The 14,066-nt window shown below is 61.2% G+C and carries 12 protein-coding genes; 4 read left to right on the plus strand and 8 right to left on the minus strand.

The features are described from left to right. Positions 1-20: 20 nt before the first annotated feature. The 4 genes from glmM to BLT03_RS01365 all read right to left on the minus strand — a co-directional run bounded on the left by glmM (position 21) and on the right by BLT03_RS01365 (position 5,103). Positions 21-1,355, minus strand: coding sequence for a phosphoglucosamine mutase (gene glmM / locus BLT03_RS01350; RefSeq protein WP_092739546.1), 1,335 nt, complete (start codon positions 1,353-1,355; stop codon positions 21-23). Continuing rightward, positions 1,352-2,236, minus strand: coding sequence for a dihydropteroate synthase (gene folP, locus BLT03_RS01355; protein WP_092739548.1), 885 nt, complete (start codon positions 2,234-2,236; stop codon positions 1,352-1,354). Before folP ends, glmM begins: the two co-directional genes overlap by 4 nt. 92 nt (positions 2,237-2,328) lie before the next feature. Then, positions 2,329-4,251 (minus strand): ATP-dependent zinc metalloprotease FtsH, encoded by a 1,923-nt coding sequence (gene ftsH / locus BLT03_RS01360; RefSeq protein ID WP_092740047.1) that lies wholly within the window; start codon positions 4,249-4,251, stop codon positions 2,329-2,331. A gap of 189 nt (positions 4,252-4,440) precedes the next feature. Beyond that, entirely contained in the window at positions 4,441-5,103 is a 663-nt protein-coding gene (locus tag BLT03_RS01365; protein WP_092739550.1) for an RlmE family RNA methyltransferase, read from the minus strand. 20 nt (positions 5,104-5,123) lie between these two features. Here BLT03_RS01365 and BLT03_RS01370 point away from each other — a divergent pair, with 20 nt between their 5' ends. Continuing rightward, positions 5,124-5,597: a YhbY family RNA-binding protein gene (locus BLT03_RS01370; protein ID WP_092739552.1), complete on the plus strand. Its 474-nt coding sequence runs from the start codon at positions 5,124-5,126 to the stop codon at positions 5,595-5,597. Next, positions 5,597-6,340, plus strand: a complete 744-nt coding sequence (locus BLT03_RS01375) for a glycosyltransferase (protein ID WP_092739554.1) — start codon at positions 5,597-5,599, stop codon at positions 6,338-6,340. Before BLT03_RS01370 ends, BLT03_RS01375 begins: the two co-directional genes overlap by 1 nt. 32 nt (positions 6,341-6,372) lie before the next feature. Here BLT03_RS01375 and BLT03_RS01380 read toward each other — a convergent pair whose 3' ends face one another. From BLT03_RS01380 to carA, 4 genes are all read right to left on the minus strand, one after another. After that, complete coding sequence (locus BLT03_RS01380) at positions 6,373-6,780, minus strand: DUF4149 domain-containing protein (RefSeq protein ID WP_092739556.1); 408 nt, start codon at positions 6,778-6,780, stop codon at positions 6,373-6,375. 16 nt (positions 6,781-6,796) lie between these two features. Further along, positions 6,797-7,273, minus strand: a complete 477-nt coding sequence (gene greA, locus BLT03_RS01385) for a transcription elongation factor GreA (protein WP_092739558.1) — start codon at positions 7,271-7,273, stop codon at positions 6,797-6,799. Positions 7,274-7,457: 184 nt separating this feature from the next. Continuing rightward, positions 7,458-10,703 carry a carbamoyl-phosphate synthase large subunit gene (carB, locus tag BLT03_RS01390; protein ID WP_092739559.1) on the minus strand — a complete coding sequence of 1,082 codons (3,246 nt, stop codon included), beginning with the start codon at positions 10,701-10,703 and terminating at the stop codon, positions 7,458-7,460. Then, entirely contained in the window at positions 10,703-11,866 is a 1,164-nt protein-coding gene (carA, locus tag BLT03_RS01395) for a glutamine-hydrolyzing carbamoyl-phosphate synthase small subunit (RefSeq protein WP_092739560.1), read from the minus strand. The genes carB and carA overlap by 1 nt, the downstream gene beginning before the upstream one ends. Positions 11,867-12,231: 365 nt before the next feature. On the opposite strand from carA, the gene BLT03_RS01400 reads away from it, so the two are divergent. After that, positions 12,232-13,032 carry a DUF2243 domain-containing protein gene (locus tag BLT03_RS01400; RefSeq protein WP_092739562.1) on the plus strand — a complete coding sequence of 267 codons (801 nt, stop codon included), beginning with the start codon at positions 12,232-12,234 and terminating at the stop codon, positions 13,030-13,032. A 49-nt stretch (positions 13,033-13,081) separates the two neighbouring features. Continuing rightward, positions 13,082-14,053, plus strand: a complete 972-nt coding sequence (locus BLT03_RS01405; RefSeq protein ID WP_092739564.1) for a methyltransferase — start codon at positions 13,082-13,084, stop codon at positions 14,051-14,053. Positions 14,054-14,066: the final 13 nt, after the last annotated feature.

Raw genomic sequence — 14,066 nt, forward strand, 5'->3', positions numbered from 1 at the left:
AGCGAGCGAGAAGTAAGGCTTTAACCGGCCCGCGCTGCGTCTGCCAATTGTTGCGCGAACTGATTCGCATGGTCGGCATTGCTGGCTTCCACCATCACCCGCAACAAGGGCTCGGTTCCGCTCGCGCGGATCAGCACGCGCCCCGTCTCGCCCAGGGCCGTCTCGACAGACCGCAATGCGTCCGCCAGCACCGTGTTGCTCTTCCAGTCTTGGCCCGGAGCCAAGCGCACGTTGAGAAGCACCTGCGGGAAGAGATGCACATTCGCCAGCATGTCGGGCAAACCACACCCGTTGCGCACGCATGCTTGCAGCACCTGCAGCGCACTGATGAGGCCGTCCCCGGTCGTGTGGCGGTCCAAGGCCAGCAGGTGCCCGGAGCCCTCGCCACCCAACAGCCAACGGTGGCGGGCGAGCTCTTCCAAAACGTAGCGGTCGCCGACCTTGGCGCGCACGAACTGCACACCCTGTGCCTTGAGCGCCAGCTCCACCGCCATGTTGGTCATGAGCGTGCCCACCACCCCGGGCACCGGCTCGCCACGCCCCAGCCGATCTGCCGCCATCAAATAGAGCAACTCGTCGCCGTTGTAGAGCCTGCCTGCAGCGTCCACCATCTGGAGACGGTCGGCATCGCCATCCAACGCAACACCGAAGTGGGCATGGTTGGCGCGCACGGCACGCACCAGTGCTTCGGGATGGGTCGCACCCACCTGGTGATTGATGTTCAGGCCGTCGGGCGAGCAGCCGATGGCCAGAACCTCGGCACCCAATTCGTGGAAGACTTTCGGGGCGATGTGATACGCCGCACCATGGGCCGCATCCACCACGATCTTCACGCCCTTGAGCGTCAAATCCTGCGGGAACGTGCTCTTGCAGAATTCGATGTATCGGCCCGCTGCATCTTCCAGACGCCGCGCCTTCCCGAGCGATGCCGAATCAGCCCACACCGGCGACTCGTCCAGCGCGGCTTCCACGGCGATCTCCCAGTCGTCGGACAGCTTGGTGCCCTGGGCACTGAAGAACTTGATCCCGTTGTCGGGGTAGGCGTTATGGCTGGCACTGATGACCACACCCAGGCTGGCCCGCTGCGCACGGGTCAGATAAGCCACCCCCGGCGTCGGCAAAGGGCCCAGCAGAACCACGTCCACCCCGGCCGAATTGAAACCGGATTCCAGGGCGCTTTCGAGCATGTAGCCGGAAATGCGGGTGTCCTTGCCGATCAAGACCGTCGGCCGCTCTTCCTTGCGACGCAAGACGCGGCCAACCGCATGCGCCAGCCGCAGCACGAAATCGGGAGTGATGGGCGCCTGCCCGACGGTGCCGCGAATGCCATCCGTACCAAAGTAGCGACGTGTCATGGTTGTTGTGTCTCCGCCTGAAAGATGCCCGCATGCTGCGGTTGGAATGAGGATGGGGAAAGCGGGGCAGCCTGCCAGACCTGCAAGGCCGCGACCGTCTCTCGGACGTCATGCACCCGCACGATACGCGCGCCGCGCTCTACCGACAACAAGGCGGCCGCCACGCTGGGCACCACTCGTTCGGTCACAGACAGTTGGGTGATGGCCCCGAGCGGGGATTTTCGGGACCACCCGGCCAGCCACGGATAACCGGCACGGGACAGCAGAGGCTGGCTGGCAAGGAGCGCGAAATTCTGCTCGACCGTTTTACCGAAGCCAATGCCGCAGTCCAAAACGATCCGAGCCTTTTCGACCCCCAGCGCAATCAAATCAACGGCATGCCGCTCTAAAAATGATAGCACCTGCGGCACCACATCCCCTTCCATTGGAGCCGTTTGCATGGTCTGGGGATCGCGGTGCATGTGCATCAGGCAGACGCCGCAGGCGGGGTGGCCAGAGACCACGGAGGCGGCGCCCGGCTGACGCAGGGCCCAGATGTCATTGATGATGTCTGCGCCCAGATCGAGCGCAGCCCGCATGACCTCGGGTTTATAGGTGTCGATGGACAAAGGAACTTGCAGGCCCACCGCAAGGCGAACCAGCGGCAGCACCCGCGCGAGCTCTTCTTCCAAAGGCACGGCAGGGCTGCCGGGGCGCGTGGATTCGCCACCGATGTCCAGGATATCAGCGCCCTGCTCCAGAAGGGTTTCGCAATGCCGCATCGCTTGCGCTGTGCTGGCATGCCTGCCGCCATCGGAAAAGGAGTCCGGCGTGATGTTCACGATGCCCATGACCTGGGGACGCGAAAGATCGATCTGGAATCGGGTGGTCTGCCAGTGCATCGAACACTCTGGAGATATGGACGGGAACGAAGGAGATACAAAAAACGGGGCCACAAAGGCCCCGTGTTTTCATTGCCAGCTTTCGCCGCGGATCAGGCGGCGGAAGGAGCAGGTTCGGTGGTGACTGCTGGCGTACCGCCGCCAGAGTTGTTGTCGCCGCCGGAAGAAGGCGTGCGAGGCGTCCAATCCTTGGGCGGGCGTGGAGGTCTGCCAGCCATGATGTCGTCGAGTTGCTCGGTGTCGATGGTTTCCCACTCGAGCAGGGCCTTGGCCATGGCGTGCATCTTGTCGCTGTTGTCTTCGATCAACTTGCGAGCCAGTGCGTATTGCTCGTCGATGATTCGGCGAACTTCACCGTCCACCTTTTCCATCGTCTGCTCGCTCATGTTGTTGGTCTTGGTGACCGAGCGGCCGAGGAACACTTCGCCTTCGTTATCCGCATAGACCATCGGTCCCAGCGCTTCTGTCATGCCGTAGCGCGTGACCATGTCCCGGGCGATAGACGTTGCACGTTCGAAGTCGTTGCTGGCGCCGGTGGTCATCTGGTTCATGAAGACCTCTTCCGCAATCCGTCCACCGAACAGCATGCTGATCTGGTTGAGCATGAATTCGCGGTCGTAGCTGTAGCGATCCTTCTCGGGCAGGCTCATCGTCACGCCCAGGGCACGGCCGCGAGGAATGATGGTGACCTTGTGCACGGGATCGCACTTGGGCAGCAGTTTTCCGATCAGGGCATGGCCGGATTCGTGATACGCCGTGTTGCGGCGCTCTTCCTCAGGCATGACCATGCTCTTGCGCTCGGGGCCCATGATGATCTTGTCCTTGGCCTTCTCGAAATCCTGCATTTCGACCGTGCGCGCATTGCGGCGTGCAGCCATCAGAGCGGCCTCGTTGCACAGATTGGCCAAGTCGGCGCCGGACATGCCGGGGGTCCCGCGAGCGATCACGCTCGGGTTCACGTCTTGACCGACAGGCACCTTGCGCATGTGCACGTTGAGGATCTGTTCGCGGCCACGGATGTCCGGCAGGGTCACATACACCTGGCGGTCGAAACGGCCGGGGCGCAACAGAGCGGCATCCAGGATGTCAGGGCGATTGGTGGCAGCCACCACGATCACGCCGAGATTGGTTTCGAACCCGTCCATCTCGACCAGCATCTGGTTCAAGGTCTGTTCGCGCTCGTCATTGCCACCACCCAGGCCAGCACCACGCTGGCGGCCGACCGCATCGATTTCGTCGATGAAGATGATGCAGGGTGCATTCTTCTTGGCGTTTTCGAACATGTCGCGAACACGCGCAGCGCCCACGCCCACGAACATTTCCACAAAATCCGAACCCGAAATGCTGAAGAAAGGCACCTTCGCTTCGCCAGCGATGGATTTCGCCAGCAGGGTCTTACCCGTGCCAGGAGGGCCCACCAGCAGCAAACCGCGGGGAATGCGACCGCCGAGTTTTTGAAATTTCTGCGGGTCCTTCAGGAAATCGACCACTTCCTTGACTTCTTCCTTGGCTTCATCGCAGCCTGCGACGTCAGCGAACGTGACCTGGTTGCTGTTCTCGTCCAGCATGCGGGCCTTGCTCTTGCCAAAGCTGAACGCACCGCCCTTGCCGCCACCCTGCATCTGGCGCATGAAGTACACCCACACGCCGATCAGCAGAAGCATGGGGCCCCAGCTCACGAGCAGGGTCATGAGGAGGGAGCCCTCTTCACGCGGCTTGACGTCGAACTTGACGTTGTTGTTGATCAGGTCGCCCACCAAGCCACGGTCCAAGTAGGTGGCGGTAGTGCGCAATTTGCGGTCATCGGTGGTGGTCGCCACGATTTCGGTACCGCCCTGCCCTTCCTGGATGGTGGCGCTCTTGATGCGATTGCTGCGCACCTCTTCCAGGAATTCCGAATAGCCGACCGAGCCCGCGCTGGCGCCAGAACGGGTGTCGAACTGTTTGAACACCGTAAAAAGCACCATGGCAATGACCAGCCACACGGCAATTTTTGAAAACCACTGATTGTTCAAGCGGGGCTCCAGAAGCAAGAGGGATAACGCCATGAACGTGTCATGGAAACGTCCTAGCGCATTTAGGGTGCATTTTAGGCGTTTCAAGGTAGGCAGCCATGCGATTTACCCCATCAGGGGCCATGGTCAACCTCATGAAAGCCCCAATGACGGTGAAAAGGGCCGGCTGTGTCGCAACGAACGACCGATTCAAAGCTGCTTTTTCAGCCCCATGCCGACGAGAAATGTCTCAGAAGATTTGTCCCGTGAAGCTTTGGGCTTCATGGGCTTGACCACCTTGAAGGTGTCCTTGAAAAGCTGCACGAGCTGTTCGTATCCGCTGCCATGGAACAGTTTGACCACCAGCGTGCCTTCCGGCTTGAGGTGCTGCACGGCAAAATCCACCGCCAATTCGATCAGATGGGAAATGCGCGCGGAATCCACAGACCCCACACCGGACAGATTCGGCGCCATATCGGACACGACCACATCGACCAGCCGACCCTGGACGGCCTGCTGCAGTTGCGCAAGGACCTCGTCTTCCCGAAAATCGCCCTGAAAGAAGACCACGCCCTCGATGGGCTCCATGGGCAACAGATCCAGAGCGATGATGGTGCCATTCAGTTGGCCGACCGCCGCACCGCCAGGCGACATGCGCCGCCGAAGGTATTGGCTCCAGGCCCCCGGCGACGAGCCGAGGTCAACCACCGTATGCCCGGGCTTGATCAGCCCCAACTGCTCATCGATCTCCTTGAGCTTATAGGCCGCACGGGCACGGTAGCCGTCCTTTTGGGCCAGTTTGACGTAGGTGTCGTTGACGTGGTCATGCAACCACGCCTTGTTCACCTTCTTGCTTTTCGTGTTTGTTTTCATCCTGCCTCGATAATACGGCCATGCCCCAAATTCAATTGACTCCCGCAGAGCGCCGGGAACACCGCGCCAATGCCCACCACCTGGACCCTGTGGTTCTGATTGGCGGCGATGGGCTGACAGCCGCTGTGCAAAAAGAAATCGACGCCGCGCTCAATGCGCACGGGTTGATCAAAGTGCGCGTTTTCAGCGACGACCGCGCATCGCGCGAGCAGATTTATCAGAAGCTGGCAGACGAGCTCAATGCAGCACCCATCCAGCATATCGGCAAGTTGCTGATCCTCTGGCGCCCACAGCCTTCCAAGGAGCGCGCCGTCGACGAAGACCGCATGCCTGGTCCTCGCGATGTGAAGGTGCTCAAGTTCAGCAAACGCGGCGGCCAGCGCCCTGAGGTGAAGCAATTGCGCGTATTGGGCAACCAGCGTCTCACACCGGGTGGCCAGATCAAGCGCGCGAAACCCAAGCAAAAATCCATCAAGAAGCGCCAGGCCGATTGATGGGCTCCGCCGGGGCGCAAGAGCGCCATGTGATCTGCATGAAATGGGGCACCAAATACGGCCCCGAATATGTGAATCGGCTCTATGCCATGGTGCGCCGCCATCTGAGCGGTGACTTTCGTTTCGTCTGCCTGACGGACGACACGGCGGGCATTCGCCCTGAAGTGCATTGCCTCCCCATTCCGCCATTGGACTTGCCCGCCGGCATTCCTGAACGGGGCTGGACGAAGCTGGCCACGTTCGGCGCCGATTTGCATGGCCTCTCAGGGACCGCACTGTTCCTGGACGTGGATGTGGTCGTGACAGGTAGCCTGGACGGATTCTTCGAAGAGCCCGGCGAGTTTCTGATCATTCACGACTACAAGCGGCCCTGGCGCGTCACCGGCAACTCTTCGGTCTATCGTTTCGAAATCGGAGCACACCCCGATGTCCTCGAATACTTTCGTGGGCATTTCGATCTGGTCCGTCAGAAATTCCGAAACGAGCAGGCCTACCTTTCAGACTTCCTGCACCAGCAGGGCAAGCTTCGGTATTGGCCGTCAGGCTGGTGCCCAAGCTTCAAATACCACTGCATTCCCACTTGGCCTACCAACTATTGGAAGCCGCCGACCGTGCCGCCACAAGCACGCATTGTGATTTTCCATGGGGAATGCAATCCTCCCGACGCTCTGGCGGGGCGCCGGAACAGGCGTTTTCGACATATCGAACCTGCAGCCTGGGTGGGCGAGCATTGGAAGGAATGACGGACGCAGCGGATGGCGCCGGTTGAATCTGGCTAGCGCCGTGCAGTGCGCCAAAGCACGGCCAGGGCACACAACCATTGCACCGCATACATGACGGTGCCCACGGTGTGCCAAAGGCGCAAGTCCTGCCGGGCCACGATGCGCGGCGATACGCCGTATTGCACCAGCAGGGCCAGCAAAAGGCCCCCAATCACGAAGACCAGCGCCGACTGCGCCCAGGCCTCCTGAGCCTCGGCATGCCGTCTTTTCGACAACAACAGAAGGCTGGCGCAGCAACCGATCGACACGAAGGTCTGCGCTTCGAACAGACGCGCCGCCATGTTGCCTGCCAATGCTGGCGTTGGCAGGTGCACGAACAGCAATGGCACTGCCAAGAACCCGATTGCGGACAGGCTGCCCCACCAAAGGGCTGAGGCGATCACGGGCAAACGGTCGAACATGGCAGCGCTGCTGGGTTCAGAGGTAGCTCACGCCCACCACTTCATACCGGCGAAGTCCGCCCGGGGCCTGCACTTCGGCGGTGTCGCCCTCTTCCTTGCCGATCAGTGCGCGAGCGATCGGGCTCGACACGTTGATCAGGCCCAGCTTCAGGTCGGCCTCGTCTTCGCCCACGATCTGATAGGTGACCGCATCGCCGGACTCTTCGTCTTCCAGCTTCACCGTGGCGCCGAAAACCACCTTGCCGCCCGCGTCGAGCGTGGTTGGATCGATGATCTGTGCGGCAGAGAGCTTGCTCTCGACTTCCTGGATGCGGCCTTCGATGAAGCCCTGACGATCCTTGGCGGCTTCGTACTCGGCGTTTTCGCTCAGATCGCCCTGTGCACGCGCTTCGGCGATCGCGTTGATCACGGAGGGACGCTCTACGGTTTTCAGGCGGTGCAGCTCTTCCTTAAGCTTTTCAGCGCCGCGCTTGGTAATGGGAATGGTGGCCATTGAATCTGTCTCCACGTTCAATTCGACGCCGCGCCACGCGCGGCCCTCCTGGCGCCTTGCGCAACCATGAATGCACAAGCGAACGCCCCAAAAGGAAACCGCCGCGCGTTGCCGCGCGGCGGTCTCTGTTCAGGTGCGATTATGCCGCGTTTGTATCGGCTGGACGCTTAACCCGACTGTGCACTCAGGCTGTCAATTGCGCATGCAATTCCTGCAAGGAATAGACCTCGAGGTGTTCCAGATGCTTCATGCCTTCCACCGCGGCCTCGGCGCCAAAAATGGTCGTGAAGGTCGTGACGCGAGCCTGCAGCGAACTCGTCCGGATCGCGCGTGAATCGGCAATGGCATTGCGCCGTTCTTCCACCGTATTGATGACCATGACGATCTCGTCGTTCTTGATCATGTCCACGATGTGCGGGCGGCCTTCAGTCACCTTGTTCACGACCGTTACGGGCACGCCGGCCTCCGAAATAGCCGCCGCCGTGCCCTTGGTGGCGACGAGGTCGAAGCCGATTGCAACGAGTTGCCGGGCAATGTCCACCGCACGCGGCTTGTCGCTGTTCTTCACCGTGAGGAACACCTTGCCGGAGGTGGGCAGCTTCGTGCCCGCTCCGAGCTGGCTCTTCACGAAGGCCTCGCCGAACGTCTTGCCCACGCCCATCACCTCGCCGGTCGACTTCATCTCCGGACCGAGGATCGTGTCCACGCCCGGGAACTTGACGAACGGGAACACCGCTTCCTTCACGCTGAAATACGGTGGCGTGACTTCGCGCGTGATCCCCTGGCTGGCCAACGTCTGGCCCGCCATACAGCGTGCGGCCACCTTGGCCAACTGGATGCCCGTGGCCTTGCTGACGAAAGGAACCGTTCGCGAGGCGCGTGGATTCACTTCCAGCACATAGATCACGTCTTTCCCATCCTTTTCCTGGATGGCGAACTGCACGTTCATCAAGCCGATGACGCTCAGGCCTTCGGCCATGGCAGCGGTCTGGCGCTTGAGCTCATCGACCGTGGCCTTGCTGATGTAGTACGGGGGCAGCGAACAGGCGGAATCGCCGCTGTGCACGCCAGCCTGCTCGATGTGCTCCATCACGCCACCGATGAAGACCTTGCCTTCAGGGTCGCGCAGGCAATCGACGTCGCATTCGATCGCATCATTCAGGAAGCGGTCCAACAGAACGGGTGAATCGTTGCTCACCTTGACGGCTTCGCGCATGTAGCGTTCCAGATCCCGCTGCTCGTGCACGATCTCCATGGCCCGGCCGCCCAGCACATAGCTAGGCCGCACGACCAGGGGGTAGCCCAACGCTGCCGCTTTTTCCAGCGCTTCCGGCTCGGTTCGCGCCGTGGCGTTGGGAGGCTGGCGCAGGCCCAGGTCGTTGAGCAGCTTCTGAAAGCGCTCACGGTCTTCCGCCGCATCGATCATGTCCGGGCTGGTACCGATGATCGGCACGCCTTCGGCTTCGAGGCCCAAGGCCAGCTTGAGGGGCGTCTGACCGCCGTACTGCACGATCACGCCAGTCGGCTTTTCCTTGTCCACGATCTCCAGCACATCTTCCAGCGTGAGCGGCTCGAAATACAGCCGGTCTGACGTGTCGTAGTCGGTCGAAACCGTCTCCGGATTGCAGTTGACCATGATGGTCTCGTACCCGTCCTCGCGCATGGCGAGTGCGGCATGCACACAGCAGTAGTCGAACTCGATGCCTTGGCCGATGCGGTTCGGGCCACCGCCCAGCACCATGATCTTCTTGTTGTTGGTCGGAGCGGCCTCGCACTCGTCCTCGTAGGTCGAATACATGTAGGCCGTATTGGTCGCGAACTCGGCAGCGCAGGTGTCCACCCGCTTGTACACGGGGCGCACGTTGAGGGCACGGCGTGCTTCGCGAACGGCCTTTTCCTGAATCTTCAGCAGCTTGGCCAGGCGGCGGTCGGAGAAGCCTTTTTTCTTCAGCGCACGCAGCGTGTCGGCATCGATGGCTGCCAGTGCGCCATCGCCCTTCTCTTCCACGAGCTTGTCCAGATCGAGTTCGATCTTCACGATCTCTTCGATCTGCACCAGGAACCATTTGTCGATCTTGGTGAGGTCATGCACCTCGTCGACCGACAGGCCCATCGCGAACGCATCGCCCACGTACCAGATGCGCTCAGGACCGGGCTCGCCCAGTTCCTTTTCGAGCAGCTCGCGGTCCTGCGTCTTTTCGTTCATGCCGTCCACGCCCACTTCGAGGCCGCGCAGGGCCTTCTGGAACGATTCCTGGAACGTGCGCCCCATGGCCATGACCTCGCCGACCGACTTCATCTGCGTGGTCAGCCGGCTGTCGGCGGTGGGGAATTTCTCGAAGGCAAAACGCGGAATCTTGGTGACCACGTAGTCGATCGATGGCTCGAACGACGCGGGGGTTGCACCGCCCGTGATTTCGTTCTTGAGCTCGTCGAGCGTATATCCCACAGCCAGCTTCGCTGCCACCTTGGCAATCGGGAAGCCCGTCGCCTTCGATGCCAGTGCGGACGACCGAGACACCCGCGGATTCATCTCGATGACGATCATGCGGCCGTCCTTCGGGTTCACCGAGAACTGCACATTGGAGCCACCGGTGTCCACCCCGATCTCGCGCAGCACCGCAAGGGATGCATTGCGCATGATCTGGTATTCCTTGTCGGTCAACGTCTGCGCCGGTGCCACGGTGATCGAGTCACCCGTGTGCACGCCCATGGGGTCGAGGTTTTCGATCGAGCAGATGATGATGCAGTTGTCCGCCTTGTCGCGAACCACTTCCATCTCGTACTCTTTCCAGCCGAGCAGGGATTCTTCAATCAGCAGCTCGTTGGTGGGCGACGCCTCCAGGCCACGCTTGCAGATGGTTTCGAACTCTTCGGGGTTGTAGGCGATGCCGCCGCCCGTGCCGCCCAGCGTGAAGCTGGGGCGGATCACCGTTGGAAAGCCGACCGTCTTTTGCACGGCCCACGCTTCGTCCATGGTGTGTGCAATGCCCGACCGCGCCGAGCCCAGGCCGATGCGCGTCATCGCATCCTTGAACTTGAGCCGGTCTTCGGCCTTGTCGATGGCCTCCGGCGTGGCGCCGATCAATTCGACCTTGTACTTGTGCAGCACACCGTTGCGCCACAGGTCGAGCGCGCAATTCAGCGCGGTCTGGCCACCCATCGTGGGAAGGATGGCGTCAGGGCGCTCTTTCGCGATGATCTTCTCGACGGTCTGCCACGTGATGGGTTCGATGTAGGTCACATCGGCCGTCGCGGGATCGGTCATGATCGTCGCAGGATTGCTGTTGATCAGGATGACCTTGTAGCCTTCCTCACGCAGGGCCTTGCAGGCCTGCACACCCGAGTAGTCGAATTCGCAGGCCTGGCCGATGATGATCGGGCCGGCACCGATGATGAGAATCGATTTGAGGTCTGTGCGCTTCGGCATTATTTCTTCTCCATCAGCGCGGTGAAGCGGTCAAACAGGTAGGCGATATCGTGAGGGCCGGGCGAGGCTTCAGGGTGGCCCTGGAAGCAGAACGCAGGCTGATCGGTGCGTTCCAGGCCCTGGAGCGTTCCATCGAACAGGCTGATGTGCGTCGGGCGCAAGGTGGCGGGCAATGACTCCATCTCCACCGCGAAACCGTGGTTCTGGCTGGTGATGCTGACGCGGCCGTTGTCCAGGTCTTTCACGGGATGGTTTGCACCGTGGTGGCTGTTGTCCATCTTGAACGTCTTGGCGCCGCTGGCCAGAGCCATGATCTGGTGCCCCAGGCAGATTCCGAACGTGGGCACGCCGGCATCGATGATCTGCCGCGTGGCTTCAATGGCGTAATCGCAGGGCGCTGGATCGCCAGGGCCGTTGGAGAGGAACACGCCATCGGGTTTCATTGCCAGCACTTCGGCGGCGGGCGTCTTGGCCGGCACCACCGTCAGCTTGCAGCCGCGCTCGGCCAGCATGCGCAGGATGTTTTTCTTCACGCCGTAGTCATAGGCCACCACGTGGAATCGCGGGGCGTCCAGCGTGCCGTAGCCCGAGCCGAGCTTCCACTCGGTCTGGTCCCACGGGTAGGCCGTGGGTGTGCTGACGACCTGGGCCAGGTCCAGGCCCTTCATGCTGGGTGCGGCCTTGGCGGCAGCCAGGGCTTCGTCGATGCGCGCCTGCGTGACCGATTCGCCAGCCGCCAGACCGACGATGGTGCCGTTCTGCGCTCCGTGGGTGCGCAGGATGCGCGTGAGCTTGCGCGTATCGATGTTGGCGATGGAGACGGTTTTCTCGCGCACCAGATATTGCGAAAGCGTTTCGGTGCTGCGGAAATTGCTGGCCAGCAGAGGCAGGTCCTTGATGATCAGGCCTGCAGCATGGACCTTGTCGGCTTCGATGTCCTCGGTGTTGACGCCGTAGTTGCCGATGTGCGGATACGTCAAGGTGACGATCTGCTGGCAGTAGCTCGGGTCGGTGAGGATTTCCTGGTAGCCGGTGATGGCGGTGTTGAACACCACTTCGCCGACCGTGGTGCCGGTGGCACCAATCGAATTGCCGATAAAGACCGTGCCGTCTGCGAGCGCCAGGATGGCGGGCGGGAAGGATCCCTTTAGAGACAAAAGCACTGGGTTCTCCGAATGGTTACGGGTCGCCCGGAGTCCGCAGGAACAAAATTCCTGAAGACTACTGCTTTTTGGGGGATTGCTTTGGTTGCTGCCGGGCGACGTTTTTGCGGGAAAGCCTCCAATTGTAGCCTCAGTGGCAGAGCCTCCCCAACCGATCCGGGGCCATTCACCCTCTTCCATCAAGGCTGCAGGGCACGCCAGTCATCGATCTTTCACTCGCAGCAGTGAATTCGGCATCTGCTGAGCAGGCTCGTTTGTCCTACACCGCAACCATAAAAAGTCCCTGAAAAATTGCGGCGTTGTCACCGGCTGCGCCTCCCATTTTGGCCAAGGCAGCGCCATCTCAACAGAAAGAAGTGCTGGCAATGACTGCTGCGTTTCGCCGAATGAACTGGTCCGGCTACCTCCTCGGCTTCAGCCTGGGAGGCTTTTTCGATGGCATCTTGCTGCACCAGATCCTGCAATGGCACCACCTTTTGAGCCGTGTCGAATCAGCCATGGTGCAAGACATCCGTGTGCAGATTCTGGCGGACGGGCTGTTCCACGCACTCATGTATGTGATCGGGGCGCTGGGGTTGTTCCTTCTTTGGAAGAGCCGCACGGTGCACGCGCCGCCCGCCAGTGGCCGCCTGCTCTGGGGCAACGCCATGATCGGCTTCGGCGCCTGGCATGTGATCGATGCCGTGCTGTCGCACTGGATTCTCGGCATTCACCGCGTGAGGGACGATTCTCTCAACCCGCTTTTTTGGGATCTGCTCTGGCTGATCGCGTTCGGCATCCTTCCGCTGGTGACGGGATGGTGGTTTCGTCGCAGCCCGCCATCGGCAGAACATGGACACCGCGCTAAAGCGTCTGCCGCGCTGGCACTTGCCGTGGCGGTGGCCGCGCCCATTTCCCTGCTGCCTTCGGGGCAGGACACTGAAGTGCTCGTGCTCTTCAGCCCTGGGACCACGGCGGCCGTGGCCTTTCAGCGGTTGGCGGATGTGGACGCACGCGTTCTGTGGACCGACCCTGCTGGCAAGCTCTGGGCCGTGCAAATGTCGGACTCGCGGCGAGCGCTGCAGCTTTATCAGCAAGGTGCATGGCTGGTGAGCAACTCGGTGATCGGCTTCGGATGCTTTTCATGGATGTCTGCCTCCCGCATCCCACCCGCGATTCCTGCCTGACACTTGCCCTCAACGCCCAAAAAAACCAAACAAGCACAGCAGAACATCGATGATTTCACCCCATGCCCAGCCCATTGAACACAGCCTTCAGTGGCTCGGCCGATGGTTGTCGCAAGCAGGCTATCGTTTCACGGCGGTAACGCCTCTGACGCATCAGCGGGTGCTCGCGAGAACGCACGATCCCCGCTCGTCAGACCTGCGCGATGCCTTCGGATGGAACCGACCTTTTCCGCAGCACCTGCTTCCCACCGATTTGACGGCATCTCTGTTGGAGAGCCACTGGCTGAAGCCCAGCCCCAAAAGCATGTTGCAGAGCAATGTGCGATTCAGTTCGCTCGACGGCTTGCTATTCGCACACTCCCCATTTCCAACCGTTCAGGAAGATGCGGTTTTCTTCGGACCCGACACCTACCGTTTCGCTGCCTTCATTCGAAACCAATTGAACGCGCAACCCTTGAAGGAAGCGGCGCGCATTGTCGACATGGGTTGCGGCGCTGGCCCCGGGGGGCTGGTGGCAGCGAGAACCGTGAGGACTGAACCGACGACCTGCGAGGTCGTGCTGGCCGATATCAACCCTCGTGCCCTGCTGCACGCCCAAGCCAACGCAGCCAATGCCAACTGCGCCTCGGCACGCTGCATTCAAAGCGATCTTTTTGCCAATGTCTCAGGCGCCTTCGATCTCATCGTCTCCAACCCGCCCTATTTGCTGGACGATGCATCGCGCACCTACCGGCACGGCGGGGGCCGCTTCGGAGAAGCTCTGTCTGAGCGCATCGTGAAGGAAAGCCTCGACCGGCTGGCGCCGAACGGCCGCCTGTTGCTCTATACCGGCTCGACCATCGTGAATGGACGGGATGCTTTTCAAGAAGCCGTCACCGTCCATGCGACAGAGCGGGGTTTCACCGTGCACTACGAAGAGATCGACCCCGACGTGTTCGGCGAAGAACTGGAGCGGCACGCTTACGCGGATGCGGACCGCATCGCCGCTGTGGGCATGGTGGTGCAAAGGCCCGGGGCATGAGATTTCTGGGCAT

This window comes from Paracidovorax valerianellae (genome assembly GCF_900102625.1).
In the GTDB taxonomy this organism is placed as follows: Bacteria; Pseudomonadota; Gammaproteobacteria; order Burkholderiales; family Burkholderiaceae_C; genus Paracidovorax; species Paracidovorax valerianellae.